The organism is Roseivirga pacifica, assembly GCF_900111145.1.
In the GTDB taxonomy this organism is placed as follows: Bacteria; Bacteroidota; Bacteroidia; order Cytophagales; family Cyclobacteriaceae; genus Roseivirga; species Roseivirga pacifica.
The window spans coordinates 420909-445857 of sequence record NZ_FOIR01000003.1; the positions used below are offsets into that span (position 1 = coordinate 420909).

General features: G+C 42.5%; 20 protein-coding genes. 10 read left to right on the forward strand and 10 right to left on the reverse strand.

Annotated features, from left to right (window positions below; translation table 11 throughout):
* A complete protein-coding gene (locus BMW98_RS16965) occupies positions 1-429 on the reverse strand; it encodes an IPExxxVDY family protein (protein WP_090260108.1) in 429 nt (142 codons plus the stop codon).
* Between the two features lie 122 nt (positions 430-551).
* On the opposite strand from BMW98_RS16965, the gene BMW98_RS16970 reads away from it, so the two are divergent.
* The 6 genes from BMW98_RS16970 (at position 552) to BMW98_RS16995 (ending at position 7058) form a co-directional block, all read left to right on the forward strand.
* Entirely contained in the window at positions 552-791 is a 240-nt protein-coding gene (locus BMW98_RS16970; protein ID WP_090260110.1) for an acyl carrier protein, read from the forward strand.
* A 21-nt stretch (positions 792-812) separates the two neighbouring features.
* The gene (fabF, locus tag BMW98_RS16975) at positions 813-2063 is read left to right on the forward strand and encodes a beta-ketoacyl-ACP synthase II (RefSeq protein WP_090260112.1); all 1251 of its coding nucleotides are present in this window, start codon (positions 813-815) and stop codon (positions 2061-2063) included.
* A 2-nt stretch (positions 2064-2065) separates the two neighbouring features.
* Positions 2066-2809, forward strand: a complete 744-nt coding sequence (rnc, locus tag BMW98_RS16980; RefSeq protein WP_252936301.1) for a ribonuclease III — start codon at positions 2066-2068, stop codon at positions 2807-2809.
* The gene (gene nadE, locus BMW98_RS16985; protein ID WP_090260114.1) at positions 2809-4650 is read left to right on the forward strand and encodes an NAD(+) synthase; all 1842 of its coding nucleotides are present in this window, start codon (positions 2809-2811) and stop codon (positions 4648-4650) included. Before rnc ends, nadE begins: the two co-directional genes overlap by 1 nt.
* Positions 4651-4776: 126 nt before the next feature.
* Entirely contained in the window at positions 4777-5976 is a 1200-nt protein-coding gene (locus BMW98_RS16990; protein WP_090260116.1) for a PepSY-associated TM helix domain-containing protein, read from the forward strand.
* A 104-nt stretch (positions 5977-6080) separates the two neighbouring features.
* Positions 6081-7058, forward strand: a complete 978-nt coding sequence (locus BMW98_RS16995; RefSeq protein WP_090260191.1) for an NADPH:quinone oxidoreductase family protein — start codon at positions 6081-6083, stop codon at positions 7056-7058.
* On the opposite strand, the gene BMW98_RS17000 is transcribed toward BMW98_RS16995, so the two are convergent.
* The 6 genes from BMW98_RS17000 to BMW98_RS17025 form a co-directional block, all read right to left on the reverse strand.
* Entirely contained in the window at positions 7055-8035 is a 981-nt protein-coding gene (locus tag BMW98_RS17000; protein WP_090260118.1) for an ROK family protein, read from the reverse strand. The two genes, BMW98_RS16995 and BMW98_RS17000, sit on opposite strands and share 4 nt — an antisense overlap.
* The gene (locus BMW98_RS17005) at positions 8032-9828 is read right to left on the reverse strand and encodes a sodium:solute symporter family protein (protein ID WP_090260120.1); all 1797 of its coding nucleotides are present in this window, start codon (positions 9826-9828) and stop codon (positions 8032-8034) included. Before BMW98_RS17005 ends, BMW98_RS17000 begins: the two co-directional genes overlap by 4 nt.
* A 6-nt stretch (positions 9829-9834) precedes the next feature.
* Positions 9835-11898 (reverse strand): beta-N-acetylhexosaminidase, encoded by a 2064-nt coding sequence (locus BMW98_RS17010; RefSeq protein ID WP_090260122.1) that lies wholly within the window; start codon positions 11896-11898, stop codon positions 9835-9837.
* 9 nt (positions 11899-11907) lie between these two features.
* Entirely contained in the window at positions 11908-13851 is a 1944-nt protein-coding gene (nagB, locus tag BMW98_RS17015) for a glucosamine-6-phosphate deaminase (RefSeq protein ID WP_090260193.1), read from the reverse strand.
* 198 nt (positions 13852-14049) lie between these two features.
* The gene (locus BMW98_RS17020; protein WP_090260124.1) at positions 14050-15729 is read right to left on the reverse strand and encodes a SusD/RagB family nutrient-binding outer membrane lipoprotein; all 1680 of its coding nucleotides are present in this window, start codon (positions 15727-15729) and stop codon (positions 14050-14052) included.
* A gap of 18 nt (positions 15730-15747) precedes the next feature.
* Positions 15748-18834 (reverse strand): SusC/RagA family TonB-linked outer membrane protein, encoded by a 3087-nt coding sequence (locus tag BMW98_RS17025; RefSeq protein ID WP_090260126.1) that lies wholly within the window; start codon positions 18832-18834, stop codon positions 15748-15750.
* Between the two features lie 290 nt (positions 18835-19124).
* Here BMW98_RS17025 and BMW98_RS17030 point away from each other — a divergent pair, with 290 nt between their 5' ends.
* Both BMW98_RS17030 and BMW98_RS17035 read left to right on the forward strand, forming a co-directional pair.
* Positions 19125-20192 (forward strand): sensor histidine kinase, encoded by a 1068-nt coding sequence (locus tag BMW98_RS17030; RefSeq protein ID WP_139177634.1) that lies wholly within the window; start codon positions 19125-19127, stop codon positions 20190-20192.
* Positions 20189-20917 (forward strand): LytR/AlgR family response regulator transcription factor, encoded by a 729-nt coding sequence (locus tag BMW98_RS17035; RefSeq protein WP_090260130.1) that lies wholly within the window; start codon positions 20189-20191, stop codon positions 20915-20917. The genes BMW98_RS17030 and BMW98_RS17035 overlap by 4 nt, the downstream gene beginning before the upstream one ends.
* A gap of 41 nt (positions 20918-20958) precedes the next feature.
* On the opposite strand, the gene BMW98_RS17040 is transcribed toward BMW98_RS17035, so the two are convergent.
* Complete coding sequence (locus BMW98_RS17040; RefSeq protein WP_139177636.1) at positions 20959-21639, reverse strand: YciI family protein; 681 nt, start codon at positions 21637-21639, stop codon at positions 20959-20961.
* A gap of 177 nt (positions 21640-21816) precedes the next feature.
* Here BMW98_RS17040 and BMW98_RS17045 point away from each other — a divergent pair, with 177 nt between their 5' ends.
* Together BMW98_RS17045 and BMW98_RS17050 are read left to right on the forward strand one after the other, a co-directional pair.
* Positions 21817-22596 carry a S1/P1 nuclease gene (locus tag BMW98_RS17045; protein WP_090260134.1) on the forward strand — a complete coding sequence of 260 codons (780 nt, stop codon included), beginning with the start codon at positions 21817-21819 and terminating at the stop codon, positions 22594-22596.
* A gap of 113 nt (positions 22597-22709) precedes the next feature.
* Positions 22710-23378, forward strand: a complete 669-nt coding sequence (locus BMW98_RS17050) for a hypothetical protein (RefSeq protein WP_090260136.1) — start codon at positions 22710-22712, stop codon at positions 23376-23378.
* Here BMW98_RS17050 and BMW98_RS17055 read toward each other — a convergent pair.
* Together BMW98_RS17055 and BMW98_RS17060 are read right to left on the reverse strand one after the other, a co-directional pair.
* A complete protein-coding gene (locus tag BMW98_RS17055; protein WP_090260138.1) occupies positions 23375-23896 on the reverse strand; it encodes a hypothetical protein in 522 nt (173 codons plus the stop codon). The two genes, BMW98_RS17050 and BMW98_RS17055, sit on opposite strands and share 4 nt — an antisense overlap.
* Positions 23897-23995: 99 nt before the next feature.
* Positions 23996-24886 carry a sterol desaturase family protein gene (locus tag BMW98_RS17060; protein ID WP_245733634.1) on the reverse strand — a complete coding sequence of 297 codons (891 nt, stop codon included), beginning with the start codon at positions 24884-24886 and terminating at the stop codon, positions 23996-23998.
* Between the last annotated feature and the right edge of the window lie 63 nt (positions 24887-24949).

The window sequence follows — 24949 nt, forward strand, 5'->3', positions numbered from 1 at the left end:
TTAGAATATTAGGTTGTCTCTGGATTTTAGCGAATCCAAATCTACTTTCATTGCAAATTGCACGAAAGGTATTTCTTTGATTTTGTTTAGGAAAACGTTCTCATCGAAAGTACTGGATTCGTTTTCCAAAAGTAAAAAATAGTCAAAATTCTTGAGTTCGGGCAATAGGTAGGCATTGAACAGTTCAGTCCCCTCTTCGGCCCTATTCTTTAATAGTTTAAAAGTACGGTATTCTGTTTTATGCTCGTAGTTAACAATGGCCAGTTTTTTATTAGCGGCAAACTCCAACACTATGTTTTCTTGCTTGGCGAGAGAAAAGTCTAACTTTTCATTTAAAAACCATGCTAAGCGGTAAGGTTTAAGGTTTACAGTTAAGGCTATTAAAGTAAAGTTGAAATCGTATGTTATCTGTAGCTTGTTCTTTCCCATTTTTCCTCCAAAAAACACTCAAAATGGCCACTCTGAGGTGCAGGACAAGATTAAAAAATATGTTTGACATTATTGTTAAATTGCATTTCTTTGCAGCGAGTTTTAACTAAAATTTATCCAAAATGTCAGAAATTGCATCAAAAGTTAAGAGTATCATCATCGACAAGTTAGGTGTTGAAGATTCTGAAGTTACTCCTGAAGCTAGCTTTACGAACGATCTAGGAGCTGATTCTCTTGACACTGTTGAGTTGATCATGGAATTCGAGAAGGAATTCAATATCTCTATTCCAGACGACCAAGCAGAGAACATTGCAACTGTTGGCGATGCCATCTCATACCTAGAAGCAAACGTACAACAATAATTACCACCTTACGACTCGTATATGCAATTAAAAAGAGTTGTAGTAACAGGCCTTGGCGCACTTACACCTTTAGGAAACAATCTTGAGACCTACTGGTCCAACTTGTTGAAGGGTGTAAGTGGTGCTGGACCAATCACAAGGTTCGATCCCGAAAAATTCAAGACCAAGTTTGCATGCGAAGTAAAGGATTACGATCCATTAAACTACTTCGACAGAAAAGAGGTGCGCAAAATGGATCTCTTTACGCAGTATGCAATGATTTCGTCTGAAGAAGCGATTAAGGACTCTGGTTTAGACCTAGAGAAACTTAACCGCGAGAAAGCAGGTGTAATTTGGGGGTCTGGAATTGGGGGCCTTAGAACTTTCCAGGAAGAAGTTTCTTCATTCTCACAGGGTGACGGAACTCCTCGCTTCAACCCTTTCTTTATACCAAAAATGATCGCGGACATTTCTGCTGGAATGATCTCGATCAAATACGGTTTTCACGGACCAAATTTCGTAACTGTTTCAGCTTGTGCTTCGGCAACCAACGCCATGATTGACGCCATGACCTATATTAAATTAGGCAAGGCGAATGTTATGATCACTGGTGGTTCTGAGGCTTCTGTAGTTGAGGCAGGAATGGGAGGTTTTAACGCAATGAAAGCACTTTCTGAGCGTAACGATTCTCCTGAAACGGCTTCAAGACCTTTTGATAAAGATCGCGATGGTTTTGTGTTGGGTGAAGGTTCTGGAGCGTTGATACTTGAAGAATATGAACATGCGAAAGCCCGTGGCGCCAAAATCTACGCTGAAGTAGTTGGCGGTGGAATGTCGGCCGATGCGCATCATATAACTGCACCACACCCAGAAGGGCTTGGCGCACATAACGTAATGGTGAACGCGCTGGAAGATGCGCAAATGAAGCCAGAAGAAATAGACTATATCAACGTACACGGTACTTCAACACCTTTGGGTGATGTAAGTGAGGTGATTGCGATTGAAAGAGTCTTCGGAGAACACGCATACAATTTGAACATCAGTTCCACTAAATCAATGACTGGCCACCTGCTGGGTGCTGCCGGAGCCATTGAGGCAATTGCCAGTGTAATGGCCATTAAGGAACAGGTGGTACCCCCTACCATTAACCACTTTACAGACGATGAGCGTTTCGACCCTCGTTTGAACTTTACGTTCAACAAGGCTCAGAAAAGAGAAGTAAACGCTGCATTGAGTAATACTTTTGGTTTTGGTGGACACAATACTTCAGTTGTTTTCCGTAAAATCGATTAATAGTGCGGTTGTTCTTTAGCCGTATCAGGTCAATATTTACGACTTATTCTAAAGAAGATAAAAGGCTTATTGCTTCCATTAAAATGATGGTGGGCAGTAAGCCTTTAAACTTACGCCCCTACCGCGTTGCCGTGCAGCACACGTCGGTGGCTAAATCGGTAAAAAAGGGTTTTAAAGAGTCGAATGAAAGGCTTGAATACTTGGGCGATGCTGTTCTGGGAATGGTAGTTGCCGAATATCTCTTCAAAAAATATCCATTTAAAGACGAAGGCTTTCTTACCGAAGTAAGGTCAAGAATTGTAAGCCGAGATTCTTTAAACCGAGTAGCACGTGCCATTGGTATTCCGGACATTGTAAAATTCGATAGAAGGCGGAAAACGCCAAACTCGCACAAATCGCTCTATGGCAACACGCTCGAAGCAATGGTGGGCGCTATATTGATAGACCGCGGTTATAACTTTGCCCGTAAGTTTGTACTCAAAAAGTTGTTGGTACCTCACTATGATATAGACGAGATTCTGGCTACCACAAAAAACTACAAGAGTAAACTAATTGAGTGGACTCAAAAGCACGCAAAAACGCCTAAATTCGAGCACTTGCAAACCATAGACAAGGGGCACTTTAAGGAATTCATTATGCAGGTGACTGTAGATGAAGAACCAATTGCCAAAGGTCATGGTTTAAGCAAAAAGAAGGCTGAACAAGACGCAGCTCGCGAAGCCTGTATTAAGCTTGAAATTGAATAATGCGCAGCTATAGAATTGCCGGAGCTACTGTTAACCAAACTCCATTAGACTGGTCGAATAATATTGCACACCTTAAGCAAGTAATTAAACTTGCCAAAGAGGCCAAGGTGGAAATCCTTTGCCTGCCAGAATTGGCCATAACTGCCTACGGTTGCGAAGACCTATTTTTAAGCGAATGGCTACCCGAAAAGGCCAAGTCGTTTCTACCAGCACTTATTGCCGAAACTGAAGGCATTCTTACCACACTCAATCTACCTATTCGGCATGAAGGAAAGCTGTATAACTGCTCAGTAGTAGTTCAAAACAAGGCAATATTGGGCGTTTATGCCAAGCAATACATGGCGTTAGATGGCGTGCATTATGAGCCACGTTGGTTCAACCCATGGCCAGTTGGTGTGGTAAAAGAAATTGAACTCTTTGGAGAAAGTTACCCGATTGGCGACATCACATTCGATATTGAGGACTGGAAGCTGGGCTTTGAGATTTGTGAAGATGCCTGGCGCGGAAAAGATAGGCCTGCCTGTAGACTCTTTGAAAAAGGCGTAAACCTTATTCTTAATCCGAGCGCCAGCCATTTTGCAATGGGTAAAACTTGGGATAGACATGATCTAATCAGTAATTCTTCAGCATTTTTTGAATGTACCTACGTTTACGCCAACCTGTTGGGTAATGAAGCCGGTAGAATGATCTATGATGGCGAGATCATGATTGCGCAACATGGTAAAATGCACTTACGTAGTGAACTACTCTCTTTTGAAGATGTACATGTAGATTGGGTTGACATTGCACCAGACCAAAGTATTGCACCTAGCCCAGAGAAAGTAGCTCCAGTCATTCCGAAGGAAGAGGAATTCCCTCAAGCAGCAGCGCTAGCGCTTTACGATTACCTAAGAAAAAGCCGAAGCAATGGCTATACTTTGAGCCTTAGCGGAGGTGCAGACTCAGCTACCTGCGCTGTAATGGTAGCCGAAATGGTAAGAAGGGGCGTTTCGGAAATTGGCAAAACAGCATTTCTGTCTAAAATAAATCGCGCTGATTGGGAAGGTTTGACCGAGAAGGAAATTGTAGGCAAACTATTCAATACGGCCTATCAAGGCACGGTTAACTCATCGGACACCACTCTGAATGCTGCGAAAACATTGGCAGAGTCAATTGGTGCCAAGTTTTACAACTGGACGATTGATGATTCGGTGAAAGCATACACAGACACAATTGAAGACGTTTTGGAACGCAAGCTTACTTGGGAGCAAGACGATTTAGCCCTACAAAACATTCAAGCGAGAGCACGCAGCCCAATCATTTGGATGCTAACCAATATTACAAACACATTGCTCCTGACTACTTCTAACCGCAGCGAGGGAGATGTTGGTTATGCCACAATGGACGGTGACACCAGCGGTAGCTTGGCTCCTATTTCGAGTGTAGATAAGCATTACATTCGTCAATGGCTGCATTATGCGGAAAAAGAACTCGGCTATAGCGGCTTAGCGCCTATCAATGTGCTGCCTCCAACTGCTGAATTACGTCCTTCAGACCAAAAACAAACTGATGAGGATGACTTGATGCCTTATCATATAATGGTGGAGATAGAAAGACTCGCCATTAAAGACCACCGTTCTCCAAAGGAAGTGTTCGAACTACTTGTAAAAGAAGATTTGGAGCCTGCCGACCTACTGAAAACGCATATTATTAAGTTCTACAAACTGTGGAGCCGTAACCAGTGGAAAAGAGAGCGCCTAGCCCCGGCATTTCATTTAGATGAGTTTAATGTAGACCCAAGAACCTGGTGTCGCTTCCCTATTCTCTCAGCTGGCTTTATCGAAGAACTTCAAGAGCTTTAGACTTGCTACACTCAATTTTCACTAGTACTAGTGATTGACACTCACTAGTACTAGTGTTATTTTTGAACTTTTAATTAAACTAAGTCTAAATAAAGATTCGATTTAATATCTTTCCATCACTAAGTCATGAAATCAAAAACTAGCTGGAAAAAAGTTCGAAAGGTATTTAATGACATCCACTTATGGATGGGCATTGCCGCAGGTTTAATCTTATTTGTAGTTTGTCTTACAGGTACTATTTACACCTTTCGCACCGAGATTGAGGAATTTATTGAAAGAGATAAATTCTTTGTAGAAATACCTGAAAACGGTAAAAAATTAAGTTCTGATGAAGTACTGGAAATCGCTCAGGCTGAATTTCCTGGACAAAACATTTCATCGCTATCTGTCCCTGCAAATGCTAAGCGTCCTTATACCGTTAGCATTAGAAAAGAAGGCGAGAGAAGAGGAACCAACTATTTAATCAACCCTTATACTGGTGACGTTTTAGGAGACACTTCTACCTCTAGCTCAGAGTTTTTCATGGTTATGTTTAGGCTACACCGATGGCTAATGCTCGACACCAGCATTGGTAGACCTATAGTTGGTTGGGCCACTATCATATTTGTTCTGCTTACCATTACTGGAATGGTTATATGGTTCCCGCAAAAGGTAAAGGCATGGAGAAACGGCCTTAAAATTAAGTGGAGTGCCAATTGGAAACGTATTAATCACGACCTGCACAACGCGCTAGGTTTCTACTCTTGCATCTTCTTATTAGTGATGGGCCTAACCGGATTGCAATGGTCTTTCGACTGGTACCGTACCGGCCTTTACAATGTATTGGGCGTTGATCGTTCAAGAAGAGCTCCGCAAGAAGAGCAAAAACCTGAAGTATCGTACGAAGGTCAGCAAGCACTAAGTCTAGACGCAACACTGGCTAAAGCTACTGAGGTATTGGATTATGACGGAAACTACCGCATCACCATACCAGCAGCAGATGCATCGTCTATTGCTATTAACAAGGCTAAAGTAGGCTTCTTCGCCCCTTCTGGCACAGATAATATTACGATTAACCGCTATACTGGTGCTGTTGAAGAAAAGGCCATTTTCTCAGAAAAGCCTTTCAATGAAAGAGTAGGCAGTTCCATCAAGGCCCTACACATGGGCTATGTATTCGGTACTTTCTCTAAAATCTTATATTTTATTACCTGCTTAATTGCAACGAGCTTACCAGTTACAGGCACCATAATTTGGGTGAACAAACTGAAGAAAAAAGCAGCACGCAAAAAAGGTAAACTAAAGGGACGCTACGTGGAGCAGCCTTCTGCGTTAAAGACCGCATAAAAATTTTCAATCTAACGTAATGTTAAAGCAGCTCAAGTGTTCTTGGCTGCTTTTTCTTTTTATTGGCCTTGGACGAAATAAAAACAAGCGCTTAATTGATGTTTATGAAAGCACTGCTTTGCCATGAATTCGGAAGTACACAAAACCTTTTAATAGGAGAAATAGAGAAGCCCCTACCCAAGCCCAATCAGATGCTGATAAAAGTTAAGGCATGTGGTATCAACTTTCCTGATGCTCTCATTATTCAGAATAAATACCAGTTTAAACCCGAACTCCCTTTTGCTCCTGGGGGAGAAATTTCAGGTACTGTGGAAGTAGTAGGTTCAGAAGTTACACATGTAAAAGTAGGCGATCAGGTGTTTGCTCAAATTGGCTGGGGCGGTCTAGCAGAATACGCCTTGGCCGACAGCCATAAATGCTACAGAATTTCCAAATCGGTTGATCCTGTTACAGCTGCCACCACCATGTACACCAGCGCCACCGCATACTATGCACTGAACCAGCGCGGACAGTTAAAACCGGGTGAGACTTTGTTGGTGTTAGGTGCAGCAGGCGGTATAGGCTCTGCTGCCATACAACTCGGCAAGCTTATGGGCGCAAACGTAATTGCCGCTGCAAGCACTGACGAAAAGCTTGCACAAAGCAAGGCAAACGGAGCTGACGAAACGATTAATTACACCACGGAAGACTTAAAAGAAAGATGCAAAGCCCTGACCAACGGGAAAGGGGTTGATGTAATATTGGACCCCGTTGGCGACAAATATGCAGAACCATCCGTACGTGCCCTAGCTTGGGGCGGCAGGTATTTAGTTGTTGGTTTCACTGGTGGAGCCCCTTCCAAAATCCCTATGAATCTACCATTGCTCAAAGGCGCCTCAATTGTTGGCGTTTTTTGGAGTGCTTTTGCTCAAAAGCAGCCAACCGAAAACGCTCAAAACTTTGCGCAGCTTATCAAATGGGTTGAAAATGGGCAGTTAAAACAACCCATTCATAAAAGCTACACCTTAGCGCAAGGCAAACAAGCCATACAAGACCTGGTAGAAAGAAAGGTGATCGGTAAAAATGTGGTTTTGATTGATTAAACCGATATCAGCAACTCTTTATCGCTATGCCAAACCAAGGCCGCTGCACCCAAAATTGAGGCAGAAGCACCCTCTAACTCAGATGCCAAAAGCTGCACTTTTTGATTAAATACTGGGTGCACATTTCGCTCCATATGCTCTTTGGTCGGCTCAAAAATAAACATACCAGCTTGTGACAAGCCACCCAATAAAAATATGGCCTCTGGGTTTGTGTGATGAATCGTTTCGGCCAATTTACTCCCCAAGATCTGGCCTGTGTAACGAAAAGCCTCAAGTGCCACCACATCCCCTGCCTTGGCACTCTCTGTAATCATATGGGTAGAAAGATTATCGAAACTAATGGTTCTCAATTCACTATCATCAAAATGATCAGCTAGGAGCTTAAAGATGGTACGTTTTATTCCTGTAGCAGAAACATAGGTCTCCAAACAGCCCCTTCTTCCGCAGCGGCAGTAGCGGCCATTCTCATGTTCGAATGTAACGTGCCCCAGTTCGCCTGCGAATCCATCATGCCCCTCCACCAACTTTCCGTTGGAAAAAATAGCACTGCCAAGCCCAGTACCCAAGGTCACCATCACAAAGTCTTTCATGTCTTTGGCACCGCCAAAAATCAGCTCACCAATAGCTGCGGCATTCGCATCGTTTGTTAAGGTAACATCTACGCCCATGCAGGCTTTCATTTCGCTCACAAGTGGCAATACACCCTTCCAAGGTAGGTTAGATGCATGCTCGATAGTGCCGCGTTGTCTTACCCCATGTGGTGCTCCAATACCCACACCAATCACCTCCATGTACTGATTACCAGTCTCCAGTTCGTTCTGAATGTTCCTGGTCAGCACTTTTACATAGGTCTCAAAGTCGCCAAATTTCGCAGTTGAAAGTCGGCCCTGAAAGTGAATTTGCCCGAACTCATCTACTGCACCATATTTGGTGGAAGTACCTCCAATATCTATTCCTATGGCTACTTTTCGTTTCATGCTTTTGTGATTTTAAGTTTTTTCCAAACCTTGAGTAAGGCGTATGTGCTTATTCCTGCCAAAAGGAATAATAGTATTGCTGCGGTGGTTCGGCCATATAGCAAACTACCCAAGCCAAACAGCGCTGCGTAAACACCTACACAGCCTATAACCATTGCCAAAATCTCATTAGCTAAATTCTCTTTGGAGTTACTGGCGTCAATCCTCACTCCTTTTGCCTCTTCTTGCTTAATGAAAGTCTTCCAACCAATGGAAGCAGGCTTGATCTTCTCGTAGAAATTCTTGAGTACCTTACTATCAGTTGGTCGGGTTAAAAAAGTAACCAATAACCATACGGCTGTGGTTACCGCCACGCTTAGCACCAGCCTGTAAGCATCTTCAATAGGTTCGAAACCCAACCTAGCATGTAGCACTTCAAAATAAATGGCTACCAAAAGCGAAATCACCATTCCGGCTATCTCGGTAAAAGCATTGATTCGCCACCAGAACCAGCGCAGAATAAAAATCAATCCGGTACCAGCACCAATTGAAAGCAAAATATTAAAGGCTTGCACCGCACTATCAAGGAACAAAGCCAAGCAAGCTGAAAGCAGCATTAGTACAACAGTACTCACTCGCCCAACCATTACCTGCTCCTTTTCGCTAGCCTCTGGCTTTACAAATCGCTTGTAAAAGTCGTTCACTATATAACTTGAACCCCAGTTGAGGTGCGTTGAAAGTGTTGACATAAAGGCGGCAATCAAAGAGGCAATTACTATACCCAATAAGCCGGTCGGCAAATATCTAAGCATGGCTGGATAGGCCATATCATCATTCACCAATTTCGGATCCACATGAGGGAATGCCTGCTTTATACTTTCCAAATCAGGAAAAACAAGGATAGAAGCCAGTGCAATTAAAATCCATGGCCAAGGCCTCAAAGCGTAGTGTGCCACATTAAATAGTAAGGTTGCTCCCAACGCATTCTTTTCGTCTTTAGCAGAAAGCATACGCTGTGCAATGTAGCCTCCACCTCCCGGTTCAGAACCAGGATACCAAACACTCCACCACTGAACCGCAATCGGTATAATGAACACCATAATGAGCGCTTCAGTATTGGTGAAGTCTGGTAAAAAATCGAGCTTTGGTACTATAGCCTCGTTGGTCACAAGGCTTGAAAGCCCTCCAACCTCCGGCAAATTCACAATAACAGAACACGCCCAAACCGACCCCACCATGGCAATAAAAAACTGGAAGAAATCGGTGATAAGCACACCTTTTAGCCCTCCTAAAGAGCTATAAATAACAGTCACAATAGATGCCGCCAAAAGTGTTTCTATGGCGGTAAGGCCTAGTAAAACAGAACCTAGTTTGATCGCGGCCAACGATACTGTAGCCATGATCATTACGTTGAAAAACACCCCTAAGTAAATCGCCCTAAAACCTCTTAAAAAAGCCGCAGCTTTTCCGCTATATCGTAGTTCATAAAACTCCAAGTCGGTCATTACCTCGGATCTTCTCCAAAGGCGTGAGTAAACAAAAACCGTGAGCATACCGGTAAGCAAAAACACCCACCAGCCCCAGTTACCCGAAACACCGTCTTTACGGACAATATCGGTAACAAGGTTTGGGGTATCTGCCGAAAAAGTGGTGGCTACCATGGAAACTCCAAGTAGCCACCAGGGCATATTTCTTCCTGAAAGAAAGAAATCGGCTGAGCTAGCCCCTGCCTTCTTGGCGATTATAACGCCAATCAGCAGAGACACCACAAAAAATAAAACGATTACTGCCCAATCAATTACTGCTAACTCCATGGACTATTAATTATTTACGGTCAATCTATCGACCAATTTTTCAATATCTTCCACTGGTCTCAGTTCGGTTCTACCAACTTGTTCACCAGCCATTTCAAGTGTATTCTTGGCACTTTCTAGCCACTTTGCTGTAGGCTGAGTACCCGATTTGTAATAAGCAATTGCCTCATGCGCTACCGCAGCGGCTTTGTTCAGCTTAACCGATAGCTCGTAAGCGGGCTGCGCCAAAGGTGCTCCTTTAACAATCTCTGCCAACGCAGCATGATTGCTCGCCCAAAGTTCTAGTGACGTCTCTAAGCTTGCCAAAGCATCTTCCGACCGGTTTTGCATGAATTGTTCCATGGCAAAACGGAAAGTCGTTGAACTTTCAGCATCCGCAATACAAGCATCTGCCCAAAGGGTAAATGGACTATGCGACTTATACATGGTACCACCTGGGTTTCTGGTATAGCCCTGCAGTGGACCTGTTAAATCACTAATTATCTTAAGCGCCTCTGAGTCTTGACCGTTAGCCAGTTTTCTCAAAATCATGTTTCGGCTGGTAATGTGCTGCAAACCGAGCTCTTCCAATTGAAGGCTAATGATTTCTAGCCTTCTGTATAAATCCTTTAAATCGCCAACTGATTGTGGCGACCATAAACGCTCTGCAATTGCCGCAGTACGTGGCCAAACACGGCTATCTACCGTAGTAGGCACCACCAATTCGGCCCACATAGTTGCCTCACCACCCAATATATTGGCGGCTTGTTCATCTGTTAATTTGTGGTCTGCAGGCAGTGGATCCACATAGTAATGATCCTCCACAGAATGCATTAAATCGATGTAATAACCATTTGAAAGGAAGGTTTGATAGCCTTGCTCTGCTGAGCTAAGCAAGGCTTCAATACCCCTCCATGATTGTATGACGGCAGTTTTGGGTAATCCTTCTTGTAAGATTTCATCCCAGCCTACCATTTTCTTGTTTAGCGCTGTGAGCGTTTTCAGCAAGCGCTTATTAAAGTGATTCTGTAACTCGTGATTATCCTTGTAACCATGTTTTTCTTTGAAGGCCTGAATCTCAGGGTTCGCGTCCCAATCTTTACCTTCGTTCTCATCTCCACCAATATGAAAGTACTCATCAGGAAAAATGGCAGCCATTTCGGTGAATACAGCCTCTAAAACTTCATATACCTTTTCATTAGTAGGGTCTAAAGTAGGATCGAAAATGCCAGCATTTCTTTCCATACTGTAGCTTTCAACACCTGGTCGGCTACCCAGTTCAGGCATGGCCGTTAACCATGAGGTAGCATGCCCAGGCACATCGAATTCAGGCACAACCCTAATCCCTCTATCTGCTGCGTAAGACACAATGGTCTTTAGCTCCTCTTGGGTGAAATACTGACCATCAGAGCCCTTTTGATACAACTGTGGATATGACTTTACTTCTACTCTAAAACCCTGATCATCGGTTAGGTGCAAGTGAAGCACATTCATTTTTACCGCTGCCAGGCCATCGATATTTCTTTTTATCACCTCAATTGGCTGGAAATGACGGGAAACGTCCATCATAAGTCCACGCCAAGGAAAGCGTGGCTCATCAGTTACCTTTCCGGCAGCGATTACAGGGGTAGCACCATCAAAAGCCAATAGTTGCAACACGGTCTCGAGGCCATGCATGGCTCCGAGCTCCGTAGTTGCATGGAGGAATATACGGTCTCTTTTTACTTCTAATTCGTAGCTTTCATCTTCTCCTACAACCAGTTCACCAGGTCTTTCGACTTCAATTACAAAATTGCCATTTGCACCATTGTTCTGTTCGGTTACATAACCTGATTTCAGGAAGACACCAGTTCTTCCGCTCAATCTTCTCAAGAACCTAGTGCTTGCTCCATAGAGCCTTTCGTTAGGATCGCCCTGAATGGAAATTTTGAAATCCTCATTCACTTCGAAAAGCCCCTCTGCAACGCTAACTTGCTGAGGAACAGGAATAACATCCTGGTATTTCTCAGATTGAAAGCCTTTCAAAAGGAAACAGTTCACCAGTAGAAGTAGCGTAAGGGCTACCTTAATATCGCGTTTCAATATGGTCATAGATGAATTTTAAAAGTGGAAGCGCTTGAAAGCCTCCATTGCTTCGTATTCTGCTAATCCAAGCTCGTTGTATTTAATAGCCGTTGCCTTGTTGCGGTCTTCGGCTCTTTCCCAGAACTCTCTGCTATCGTTCCCCTGGAACATCACTCCGTCTTTCTGCGACTGATGTCTAAAGATGGCTTCGCGTTTTCTCAACACCTCGTCTGGGCTAAGTGGAACGGCCATTTCAATTTCGTCAATTGGATACTCGTGCCATGCACCACGGTATAACCACAGCCAGCTATCTTTTACCGACTCCTTACCTTTTAAGCCTTGAAGCGCTTTCAATATGGCATCGAAGCAAACTTTATGAGTGCCATGTGGATCTGCCAAATCGCCTGCGGCATAAATCTGGTGCGGTTTAATTTCTTCAATTAAGTCCTGAATGATTTTCACATCCTTTTTACCCAGCGGAGATTTTTCGACTGTTCCGGTTTCATAAAAAGGCATATCCAAGTAGTGCACTTTTTCTTCAGGTAAGCCGTATGAACGGCATGCGCTCATTGCCTCACCCCTTCTGATCAAACCTTTTAAAGTTCTAATTTCTTCCGGTACTACCTTAAAATTGCGCTTGCCCTTAAGCAGTTTTATTGCCTTATCGAACAAAGCCGTATCTGCATCTTTACCACCAGACTGCGTGAGCGCCTTGGCAAACTCAGCATACATTAAAGCCTCATGATCGCTCACGGCAATATTGCCAGAGGTTTGATAAGCCACATGCACATCGTGCCCTTGCTGAATTAACCTGAGGAAAGTCCCTCCCATTGAGATCACATCATCATCAGGGTGTGGGCTAAATAGTAGTACGCGTTTTTTAGCTGGCTCAGCTCTTTCAGGTCTTTGAGAATCATCTGCTTTTGGCTTACCGCCTGGCCAACCGGTAATGGTGTGTTGAAAATGGTTGAACATGCTGATGTTAACATCGTAGGCCGATTTTGCCACCAATAAATCAGACATGTTGTGATCGTTATAGTCACGATCGGTAAGTTTTAGAATTGGCTTTTGAAGTTTTTGACTCAGCCAAACCACCGCTTTTCGAGCCATTTCATCTGTCCAAACAGTATCGCCAACCAACCACGGTGTTTTGTATCGCGTAAGGTCAGCAGCAGCAAGGTCGTCCATTACAAAAGTAACGTCCTCATGCAGTTGGAGGAATGTTGCAGGAATATCTGTTGACATTTCTCCCTCTACCGTTTTGAAAACAATTTCGGCTTTTTTCAAACCCCACGCCATAATCACAATGCGCTTGGCTTTTAAAATAGTGCCAACCCCCATGGTAATTGCCTTCTTTGGCACTTCGTCAAACTGGTCGAAAGCGAAGGCATTATCTTGCCTTGTAAGGTAATCTAGAGTTATTAACCTTGTGGTAGAAGACTCTTTAGAACCTGGTTCGTTAAAACCGATATGCCCCGTTCTACCAATCCCCAACAACTGAAAGTCTAATCCACCAAAAGATTCAATTCGCTCTTCGTAGTAAGCACAGTAGTTGCTGATTTTATCGTATGGTATTGTTCCATCAGGAATGTTAATATTCTCTGGGAGAATGTCTACATGATCGAACAAATGATGATGCATAAAGTACACATAGCTTTGCACATCTTCTTTGCCTAAACCGTAGTATTCATCTAGGTTAAAGCTGATGACATTTTTAAAGGAAAGCCCTTCTTCTTTGTGAAGTCTCACCAATTCTTGATACACCTTAATTGGTGATGAACCAGTAGCCAATCCTAGCACGCAGTGCTCATTTCGGTTGGTTTTGTAACGAATAAGTGAGGCAATTTCTTTGGCCACTGCAACTGCAGCCTCGGCCGATTCTCCAAACACATCGGTGTGGATGTTTTCGAATTTAGTTTCTTCAAGAGCCGACCATTGTTTCCTGGTCAACCTTTGTGATTTTTCACTTTTAGTAGTCATCAAGGCAATCATTTGTGAAATGTCTAAGTTACTGCTTTAACTGATGATAAAGTTATAGTAGCGAGTTACGCTTTGGAAAAAATTTAGCTTAAACGCAGGCTTTATCGGCTAAGTGCAGAAAGCTTAAAAAACTGCGTTTAAGCTTTAAAAAAGCGCTGATCTTATATGATTCAGCGCCTTTTTTTGAACTAAGTAATATTAGTCTTTAGCCCACCAAAGTTTGGTGTCCATTGCATCAGGTCCTTGTCGGCCAATTGCCTCATCAAGGTTAGTTCCATTTGTACTTCTGGCACTATTACCATATCTCATTCTAGTTGGGTATGCACCATTAATTTCACCCATGCTAAAGATATCAGTATCAGATACTCCGCCAGCCAATGCAGCTGGGTAACCAGACTTACGCACGATTGACCAGCCTTCGAAACCATTGGTGTAGTTAGCAATCCATCTTTGCGTATTGATCATTTCGAGCATTTCATCGGTAGAACCTGAAAGTGTACCCATTGGCGAGTTAGCCAAATAGTCGGCAATTTCTCCGCTTCCTACCCCCCAACGCTCCATTGAGCTGTTAATACCCGCTTGATACATTGCATTAGCATCTTCACTACTTACACCTTTTACAGCAGCAGTTGCACGCAAAAAGTAAGCATCTGCAGAAGTTAAAATGATTTCGGGAGTAATTGGACCACCATTTTTAGGGTTAACGATCTCATCAGCAGGAGTTGAGAACATTTCCCAAGCCGCATAATCTTGTGCGATTCCGTTCAATCTTGTAGGCTGACCTACATAGTACTGATCTGCAGCAAAAGAGATAGTTACTTCATCAGCAGTTTCACTGGTGTTGTAAACTACACCTGCATCGTCAAGTGTTTCCTTCATTAAGTCAAAGGCCTTAATCTCATCTGCATTTACTGGCTTTCTCAAAGTCATTGAACCACCTTGAGCAGGTTTAGCAAACACAGAAAGTCTTGGGTCATTGTTATCTCTAAGCTCGTTAATAAGCACTTCGCCCATATGCCACTTAGAACCAAGGCCACCGAAGTTGTGCCAAACATCGCCATAACTAGCACTGGTCCACTGAGATATTACTTCATCTTTGATCAAAAGAGCGTCTTCTCCAGTAGTTTCCATCAGTTCACCCGCTAAAGCCTCATTAATTGCAGTTTCAGCAAAATTTGCTGCAGGAGCACCTAATGCTCTAATACCAATTTTAAGCTTTAAAGTATTGGCCAACTTCTTCCATTTCTGAAGGTCGCCATCAAAAATCAGGTCATTCTCGGCCATGTCTTGAACACCTGCACCTGTTGACGTTTCGCTGCCAATAGTAGCAATCGCTTCATCAAGCTCGGCCAATACTCCCTGATAGATTTCCATCTGAGTATCGAACTTAGGTGTTAAAATATCTGGATCTCCAGCCTCAGAATAAGGAAGTTCTCCAAACACATCGGTGAATTTAGTGAAGTATAATCCCTTTAAGATTTTACCCACTGCATTCATTCGCTCATTTTCGAATTCACCACCAACTGCAGTTATCTCCAAGAAGTTATCTAGGCCACCAAGGTATCCGTCTAACCAATCGTACGTAGCATCGGTATAACCACCATTGTAGGTATAACCTAAGCCATCGTTCCACCAGCTGCCGCTAAACCCAAATGTAAAGTAACCGGCAAATCTATCACCGTGAATTAAAGGCCCTCTCCAATACGGAAATCGATCCGGACCATATAGCACAAACTGAACGTTTGTTAAGAAGTACTTCGCACTGGCTTCGTCTGTAGTAATGGCGCCAGGTTGCTTGTTAATTTCATCGAAGTCTGAGGTACAGGCTACTGCACCAATCAACAAAAAGACTAACAATGATTTATATATATTTTTCATAACGCTTCTTTTCAAAAATTAGAAACTCAAGTTTATGTCGAAACCAAGACTTCTTGTAGAAGGCAGGTTATAGTAAAGTACACCTTGCGCGAAAGAAGTCGTACTGTAGCTAGACTCTGGGTCGAAGTTTTCGATCTCCTTTTTAAAGAAGAACAGGTTTCTACCCACAAGGCTTATAGATGCTCGGTTTAAGAAGGTATTCTCAAGCAATCCGCCAGGAACTCTATAAGTAAGTGCAGCTTCTCTCAAACGAATATTCGTTTGATCGTACAAGTAATTCTCTGCTATTCCACCAAGTGCTCCGAAATACTCCTGAGAAGTAATAGTCTCTGTATTCTGAGTCCATACTGGATTTTCTGGCGTACCAGTATTGGTAACGGCATCTAACACCACACCACCATCTCTGTACTGAAGTGATCTGCTAGAAACACCAGAACCGTCTAAGCCTGCATCAGCACCAGAGTAAATCTCTCCACCAATTCTGGCATCGATCAATAATCTAAGGCTGAAGTTTTTGTAGCTGAAAGAGTTAGTTAAACCACCTACCCAATCAGGCTGATAGTTACCCAACAAGGTTCTATCTGAGGTTGCTGTAGGAATACCTTCAGAGTTAACAATCAACTGTCCGGCATCGTTTTTAGCCCAAGTAGTTCCATAGATATCACCGTAACCACCACCTTTGGTAGCTTGTACACTTACAGTACCACCGTTTGTGCTGGTGAACTGGAAGCTTTCCAAATCTTCGATAAACTCTACCAAGCTATTCTTATTGTGAGCTATGTTGAATGACACATCCCAAGAGAAATTCGCTCTTTGAATTGGAATACCACCCACTAGGAATTCAAAACCTTTGTTATTGATTTCGCCTACGTTTGTGTTATAGAAAGAATAACCTGTAGATGCCGCCACTGGCACACCCCAAATCAAATCTTTTGAAGTAATGTCATAGTAAGTTAGGTCACCGTAAAGTCTGCTTTCAAGCATTTGCCACTCTAAACCAAGCTCGAAAGTTCCAACTTGCTCTGGCTTTAGGTCTTCATCGTAACGCGTGGTTGGTCTAGAAAGCGTAGTTCTACCCAAGTATCCGTTTTGATTCAAAACAAAGGTATTATCTAACTGGAATGGATCCGTATCATTACCCACTTTAGCCCAACTGGCACGTGCTTTCAACAAGTTCACAAAAGAGTTATCTAGCTCAAATACTTCGTTTAAAAGCACTGATAAACTAGCTGATGGGTAGAAGAATGAACGATTAGCCTCTGGCAATGTAGAAGACCAGTCGTTTCTACCAGTAATATCAAGGAAAACTATGTCTTGATAAGACAGCTGCGCTGATGCGTATAGCGAGCTCACTTCTTTTCTTCTTTCGAAAGAGTAATCAGGAATTAAAACTGTAGCACTGGCTACTGTTGCTTGTGTTGGAATTTTAAACCCTTCACCATAAATAGACATGCTCTCTGCTTTAGAAACCCTGTGGTTACCACCAAAGTTTGCAGAGAAACCAAAGTCGCCAGAAGATTTCTTAGTATAAGTAAAAAGGAAGTCGCTGTTTACCTCGCTTGCCTTATTGTTTGAGTAGTTGAATCTACCTGAACCATAGAACCAGTGTCCGTATTGATTTACAGACTCAATTTTTTGGCCAGTAAAGTCACCACCTACTCTAGCAAATACAGAAAGTTCTTCCGTAAGTTGGTAGTCCAACTTAACAAACCCGATCAAACGCTCTCTAACATCATTATTGATGTCATTGTAAAGCACCCAATAAGGGTTAGAAGCGCCACTGTTATAAGTTCTTACACTCAAGTCATCGTTTTGGTAGTCTCTCAAATCTCCCAATGCGATGTTTCTAGGAATTGCATACAAATTGGCAACAACACCCTCAGTACCCAATGAGGCACGGTTAGTACCTTCTGTTACCGAATAACTCACCTTAGAATCTAGCGAGAATTTATCCGTAAGTCTAGTGAATGCTCTTAGGTTGAAGTTGTTCTTTTTAATACCTGAATTAGGTAGAATAGACTTAGAATCGGTGTTAGTGTAAGAGAATCTGGCACTTGCCTTTTCGTTTCCACCATCAATTGCTATGGTATTAACGAAAGATGATCCTGTTCTGAAGAAGTTCTCGATATTCCCTGTTTGTGGAGAATAAGGTCTGTTTTCGCCTGTATAATAAGGCTGAGAAGACCCATCTAATGCGCCACCCCAAGATGCCCCGGTAGTAAGTAGAGGGTTACCATTGGTACCTTGACCATACTGATTCTGGAATTCAGGAAGCAACATTGGTGTTTGCGACAAGTAGTTACTAGTTACAGACACTCCAAGGCCGCGGTTTTGTGTACCTTTTTTAGTTGTAATAAGAATAACCCCGTTACTAGCACGCGAACCATAAAGTGCACCAGCATTTGGTCCTTTAAGCACAGAAATTGACTCAATATCATCAGGGTTAATATCAGAGATACCGTTACCATAATCATTTCTTGAGAATTCACTGGCCACATCTGAATTAGATGAACCAAAGCTTGAATCGTTCATTGGCACACCATCAATTACATATAATGGTTGGTTGTTACCCGTTAGTGAGTTATTACCACGAATAATTACCCTTGTACTACTACCAGGACCGAAAGTACCAGGCGAAACAACAACACCAGCTACCTTACCAGCCAAAGAGTTGATTGGGTTTTGTGCTTTAATCTGAGATACCTCTTCACCGCCTACTGCAGTCATAGAGTATCCTAGTGCTTTCTTTTCTCTTTCAACACCAAAGGCAGTTACCACCACATCTTCCAAGGCAGTAGATTCTGGCACCAACACTACGTTAATAGTAGTTTGATTACCAACAACCACCTCTTTTGCGGTATAACCTATAAAAGAGAAAACCAATGTAGCCCCCTCAGAGGTTACAATTTCATAATTACCGTCAGCATCACTAACAGTACCTTGAGAAGTCGTGCCTTTAACACGAACGTTTACGCTGGGTATCCCCAGGCCGTCATCGCTTCCGGTAACCTTACCGGATACAGTTACCTGCTGCGCGTATGCTCCTACCCCACTAAAGAGAAGTAGCAATACCGCCAGGCTCTTAAAAAGTAAATTTTTCTTCATTGACATTGCTTTAAGTTTATGTCCGTTTCATAGCGTGTAATCCTTCAATATTTAGGGAATATTAACAAATGATGAAATATATTAGCTGAATGGAATTATTTCGTATAAGTTTGAATCCACAGAATTGACAAACGTTTTCCAGACATCAAAACTTTACTTTTAGCGAGATAAAACATCCATTGAGCGAATTTTATAGTGGGGTTTAAAATAGGTTGATTTATTAGAAGAGCACTAAGCAGCTACCAACCTTGAACAGAAGCCCTCATGTCGCACCAGTGGAGCTATACCCTATGAGCTCAGCATTATCTAAGCGATATTCTTATACCAATTACCCAGCACTCTATCATGTGCTTTTTTGGCTTTGCTATTTTCTTATCAATACACTCAGGTGGGGGCATTACTTTGATGATTACGTCTACTCGCTCGAATCGAACCTGGTAGAATTCCCACTCCACATTGCATTGGTGTACTTTACACTGTACTATCTAATGCCTAAATTTCTACCTAAGAAAACAGGCTACTTTATTAGCTTACTATTTATAGCCACCCTGGTAATCACTTTTATAAGAATCGTACTTACTTATGAATTGGTAACCACCGAGGTTTTTAAAGAATCGGGACGAGACGAAGAGCTTTTTGGGTTTAACTACATAGCTGCTGCATTTTTTGGCGAGATCTATGTATTAGGAATTGCAGCGGCTATTAAAATTACTATAGATTGGGTGAAGTTTAAAAACAAGGCCTCAGCACTTCAGAAATCACAGCTAGAAACCGAACTAGCTTATTTGAAGTCACAAATACAGCCACACTTCTTTTTCAATACCCTAAACAATCTTTACTCCTTAACACTCGACAAGTCGGACCGAGCTCCAGAAACCGTAATAAAGCTTTCTGAATTAATGAGCTACGTGATATACGACAGTGCAAAATCGATGGTACCGTTAGAGGATGAAGTAAGCCATATTCAGAACTATATAGACTTAGAGCGGCTCAGGTTTGGCAGCCGACTGGACCTAAACTTTAGCTTGCAAGGCAACATTTCGAACATTGAAGTTCCCCCGCTGTTGTTTATTCCTTTTATTGAAAATGCCTTTAAACACGGTACCTCAACCCGAAAAAAACACATACCGATAAGTATCTCTTTTAGCATAAAAATGAATGAACTCCTTTTTATTTGCGAGAACGAGATATCGGGGGAAGAGCAAGTGCATGAAAAGCTGATCCGGAAAACTGATTACGGAATTGGCTTGAAAAATACCGAAAGAAGACTGAACTTAAGATACGAGAACGACTACTACCTAAAAGTAACCGATGACGAGGGGGTTTATAAAGTAGTGCTCAAACTGCCTATAAAATGAAGTACAAAGTGTTGATTGTGGATGATGAGCCATTGGCCATCAATGTGATAAAGCGGTACTTGGAGAGCTTTCCGGATTTTGAGCTGGCCGCCACAGCACAAAATGCCGTTGATGCTTTCTCAATCATTTCCAAAGAACATATTGATGTGCTCTTTTTAGACATCAACATGCCGACCATGAGCGGGCTGGATTTAATTAGAAACCTAAAAAACCCACCCCTAGTAGTTATAACCACCGCATTTAGAGAGTACGCTGTTGAAAGCTTCGATCTTGAAGCGACCGACTACCTGGTAAAACCTATCTCTATTGAGCGTTTTATGAATTCCATTGCCCGAATTGAAAAACGACTTTCTCAAGGTGGCGCTACTGCTCCGGCTACCGCCAACAATAGTCAGCAATCGCAGGAGAAAGACCATGTATTCCTAAAAATTGACAAACGCATGGTAAAGGTTCGTTTCGATGACATTATCTACATCGAAAGCCTGAAGGACTATGTTTGTGTAAAAACGCGAACGGAAAAACTGATCAACCACAACAACCTTGTGAGCATTGCGGAACACCTTCCCCCCGACCAATTTGTGCGTATTCACAGGTCGTTTATCATTAACCTGCATAAGGTTAGGGCTATAGAAGGTAACTGTGTAGAAATTGACGGCAAACTCTTACCTATTGGCAGAAACTACCAGAAACCAGTAAAAAAGCTGATTCTGAACGAAGAGGATTAATCCTAAAAACTCAACGAATACTTAGATAGGAAACGCGTAAATCAATTCTCGCAAAAAATTCCTTCAGGAAAGTAGAGCTTTTTGTGTGTCATTTTCATTACACCTTTCCCCACCAATTCGTGGGTCGAAAAGAGGTTTTCATTGCCTTCTTCTTTGTCTGAAGCGTAAATAACTACTTGACCTCGGTTTTCTGTAAAATTCAACACACCCAAAACATTCACACCCTTCTCCTTGTACTTCACATTATCAATTAGCGTTTGTGTAAAGCGATTCGTTTTGGCGGCCGGAGCTCCATCATGATCAAAATCAGTTTCGTAGCGCACAAAGTGGTAAGTAGTCATGGCTATATCCGCCTCATTTTTGTGCCATAAGGTACAGATTTTACCATCCTGCATATCGAAGGGGTAAACCTCTAACTTAAAGCGACCAGCGGCAATGGCCGGATCAGAATCGAGCACCACCTGAGTTTCCTCCAAATTAGTGTCGAAAATAAATATTCCTCCACCAGTATAGTAAGGTCCTGCGGCAATCATCTTCTGCTCTTTAACCAAACGGTTTATGTTCGCAATATGCCCAGCCTGTAAACTATCTACCTGATTCTTTGGCAGCTCAGCCCTATCCGGATCGGTGTTGAGAAAAACGAAAGTGTAGCGGCCTCTTTCAGTTTGAGCGGAAAGCGATACAGATACAAAAAGCAGAATAAGGAATACCGTTCTTTTCATAGCAAGCATAAAAACGAAAGATAGGAAAATTAGATTTTAAGATGGACACTGTCAGACACTGTAAAATCACACCTACTATTACCCTTGCATTACCTCCCACAAATTCCATAACCAAAATTTAAAATAAACTCATGGCAGTTGGAGCGATGCCATTTATTTTTGTCGAAATTCAATGCTATGAAAAAGTACCCAACTCTATTTGTACTATGCGCTTGCGCACTTTTATTATCAGCTTCTCCTGTGTTTTTCTGGGGACAAATTGGCCATAGAACCATTGGTCATATTGCTGATCAAATGTTAACCAAGAAAGCGCAAAAGCAAGTAAAAAGAGTTTTGGGCACCGAAACCCTTGCAGAAGTAAGCACATGGATGGACGAGATTCGCTCTGACCGTGCCTATGACTACGCCAACACTTGGCATTACTGCACTATTCCCGATGGCATGACTTACGAAGAAGCGCCAGAACAAGAAGGTGGCGATGTAATCAAAGCCATTGAAACCATTATTGCAGAGCTAAAACAAGGCGGACTTTCTGCCGAAGAAGAAGCAACTAAACTGAAATTCTTGGTGCACATGGTAGGCGATATTCACCAACCACTACATGTTGGAAATGGTGAAGACCGTGGTGGAAATGATGTAAAAGTAGAGTGGTTTGGCAGCAGTACAAATCTACATAGTGTTTGGGACAGCAGAATGATCGATGGCAAACAGTTTAGCTATACCGAGTTTGCGGATTGGGTAAACCATCCAACCAAAGCGCAAGTTGCAGAATGGCAGTCTGCTACAGTTCGCGAATGGGCTTATGAATCTATGAGCTATCGCGATCAGGTTTACGCTATTCCAGAGAATGGCCGCATTAGCTACCGCTATTCTTACGACAACTTCGATCTGGTAAAACAGCGTGTTTTACAAGCTGGCGTTCGTTTGGCAGGCATTATTAACGAAATTTACGGATAGGAAGAGGAAAGTCAGGAGCTAGAAACTGAAATTAAAAGGCGAGGAACAAAACAATTAACCCCATCTTGTTTTTCGCCTTTTCAAAAAGCTGCGTTACCTTCAGCTCAATATTTATGAAAGGCTTCACCAATTTCATCCAGTCTCTCTATCTGTCTGCCCTTCCGTTCATTGGCTTAAATATTATCGGGATTGTTCTACTCAACGACCTTAAAGGGTACTTGGGTGTAACCATTTGCTTGGGAATTTTCATTGCAAGCCTTTTATTCAGTAGGTTTATCTACAGAACTGTGCGTAAGCGAGGTGGAATTCAGTTTATGGCTTCCATCCAAGCAACTCCCGATCTCGACAATCATTTAGCAGCCACGGAAAGCAGATTAAATAAGAAGCGTAAACCTGCAGAACTGGCAACTCTAATCAACAATAAAGAACAACTATTTAAAGGTGGCTCTATCAGTATTTTTGGCGACAACTACGGCCGTCACGGAGATTTTCTTCACAGATTTGAGAGGGCTGAATTTACAAAAGAAAAGGGGCTGCTTACCTTTTATTTAGATACTGGACAAGTAATAAAAATATTCGAGCCTAAACAGATTATAGACGCAACAACTTACTTGAAAGTGGGTAAAGCAAAAGCCATTCGATTTGAACTATCGAATGACGAAGACCCGATCTTTTTGGAATACACTTATAGCCGTGGTAAAATCAGTTATCAAAGCAACAATAGCGCTATTGAAGCTCAAATTGACGTTTCACTTTCCGCCCTGGCATTAGAGATTAGTTAGTTATCCTCTAAATACTTCTGAGGCAACGGAAATTCAGCATTTTCACCCATCCAGAACACACTTACTATATACCATCTGTCTCCCCCGTTGAGTAACTGAATGCTATTAATTCCTCGAGCAAAGGGCTCTTTATCATCAGCTTTTCTGCGCGACTCGTAAGTGCTAAAGGCATGCATAATGGTACCGTATTGCTCGGCCCTTCTAGCAATTTCAATCTCGAAAAAGCCATTCTTTTCCAAACTCGCTCCTGCCTGGTCAATGTATTCCTGCACTGTCCAATCCCTATATCCCACCTCACCAGTTTGTGGATTTTTAAAAGAAGGCATCAACCTGCCTTCAGCAATAAAAAGGCTTTTCATTCTATCCCAATCTCGCTGCTCTCCTGCCGGCCCTGAGATCACATCATACAAAGCAGCCAATATTGCATCAGGAGACGACACATCTTTAGGATCAGCTTCTTGTGCTCTAAGTTGAAAAGAGAAAGTACTGATAATTGCGAGAAGGAATAACTTTTTCATACCAACAATATAGGGAATATTGGTATTGCCTAGCGAGTAAGAAGTACTGTGATTTCTTGCTTAAGTACTCATCAATTGCACCAAGCTTAGACTTAATACTCAGCCCTTCCTTTTAAACCCATGGAAAATCTGACCAAAGAAAGTCTTGGGAAATTTCTTCACCCCTGGAAAGCCGAGTTTTATAGATTTACCTGAATGTGGAATATAGGCCGTTCCAAACAGATAGTCCCAAATACTGAGCGTAAGTCCAAAGTTAACCCCATACTTTCTGCCCTCAGGCAAATCGTGCGCATGGTGCCACATGTGCATGTTCGGATTGTTCAACAAGTACTTTAAAGGCCCGAGCTTTACTTTAATATTGGCGTGGTTCCAGTGACCAATAGCCAAGGTAAACATGTGCACAAAAAAGAAGTCATCAATACCAAAACCGATCATGGCAAGTGGAATATATTCCATGGTTCGATAAACCACCGTTTCCATCCAGTGATACCGCAAATGAGCGGCAAACCCCATTTGTTCCACTGAATGATGCACCTTGTGGTACTCCCACAATCGTGGAGAATAATGCAATAGTCGGTGCGTCCACCACTGAATAAAGTCGCGCACTATAAAGAGTGTAAAAAGTTGCAAAAACACAGGCCAACTACCAATTTCAATCGCTACCACATTAGTTAAGCCGAACCAACCCAGAAATTGATTAAAGGCATTCACCACAACTTCCGACATAGCATTGAAAATGATCAACGAAAACAGAAAGAAGTTAAAGAACATATAAAAAGCATCCAGCCAGAAGTCTTTCCTAAACTTAGGCTGATCTTTTCGCCACGGTCTTAACCATTCCCAAGCAAAAAAGAACAGAGAAACTAAAATAAGCGCCCAAAAGTAGTTCTGCCACCATGGTTTGTAATCATACTGAAAAGTGATCTCTTGCCACAAATAGCGCGCATAACCCGAATAGGCTTCTTTAATTATGTCCCAATATTCCTCCACAAAAAGCAGTTTTGCACTTACCATTAAAACAACCAAAGCCCCACTTCATAAATATCGATTGGT

Bases quoted from the DNA above. Each gene is read 5' to 3' on its own strand.
- BMW98_RS17020 (WP_090260124.1), bottom strand. From the start codon at position 15,729: ATGAAAAATATATATAAATCATTGTTAGTCTTTTTGTTGATTGGTGCA.
- BMW98_RS17025 (WP_090260126.1), bottom strand. From the start codon at position 18,834: ATGAAGAAAAATTTACTTTTTAAGAGCCTGGCGGTATTGCTACTTCTC.
- BMW98_RS17010 (WP_090260122.1), bottom strand. From the start codon at position 11,898: ATGACCATATTGAAACGCGATATTAAGGTAGCCCTTACGCTACTTCTA.
- BMW98_RS17045 (WP_090260134.1), top strand. From the start codon at position 21,817: ATGAAAAAGTACCCAACTCTATTTGTACTATGCGCTTGCGCACTTTTA.
- BMW98_RS17000 (WP_090260118.1), bottom strand. From the start codon at position 8,035: ATGAAACGAAAAGTAGCCATAGGAATAGATATTGGAGGTACTTCCACC.
- BMW98_RS17005 (WP_090260120.1), bottom strand. From the start codon at position 9,828: ATGGAGTTAGCAGTAATTGATTGGGCAGTAATCGTTTTATTTTTTGTG.
- nadE (WP_090260114.1), top strand. From the start codon at position 2,809: ATGCGCAGCTATAGAATTGCCGGAGCTACTGTTAACCAAACTCCATTA.
- BMW98_RS17035 (WP_090260130.1), top strand. From the start codon at position 20,189: ATGAAGTACAAAGTGTTGATTGTGGATGATGAGCCATTGGCCATCAAT.
- BMW98_RS16995 (WP_090260191.1), top strand. From the start codon at position 6,081: ATGAAAGCACTGCTTTGCCATGAATTCGGAAGTACACAAAACCTTTTA.
- BMW98_RS17030 (WP_139177634.1), top strand. From the start codon at position 19,125: ATGAGCTCAGCATTATCTAAGCGATATTCTTATACCAATTACCCAGCA.
- BMW98_RS17050 (WP_090260136.1), top strand. From the start codon at position 22,710: ATGAAAGGCTTCACCAATTTCATCCAGTCTCTCTATCTGTCTGCCCTT.
- fabF (WP_090260112.1), top strand. From the start codon at position 813: ATGCAATTAAAAAGAGTTGTAGTAACAGGCCTTGGCGCACTTACACCT.
- nagB (WP_090260193.1), bottom strand. From the start codon at position 13,851: ATGACTACTAAAAGTGAAAAATCACAAAGGTTGACCAGGAAACAATGG.
- BMW98_RS16990 (WP_090260116.1), top strand. From the start codon at position 4,777: ATGAAATCAAAAACTAGCTGGAAAAAAGTTCGAAAGGTATTTAATGAC.
- BMW98_RS16970 (WP_090260110.1), top strand. From the start codon at position 552: ATGTCAGAAATTGCATCAAAAGTTAAGAGTATCATCATCGACAAGTTA.
- BMW98_RS17040 (WP_139177636.1), bottom strand. From the start codon at position 21,639: ATGAAAAGAACGGTATTCCTTATTCTGCTTTTTGTATCTGTATCGCTT.
- BMW98_RS16965 (WP_090260108.1), bottom strand. From the start codon at position 429: ATGGGAAAGAACAAGCTACAGATAACATACGATTTCAACTTTACTTTA.
- BMW98_RS17055 (WP_090260138.1), bottom strand. From the start codon at position 23,896: ATGAAAAAGTTATTCCTTCTCGCAATTATCAGTACTTTCTCTTTTCAA.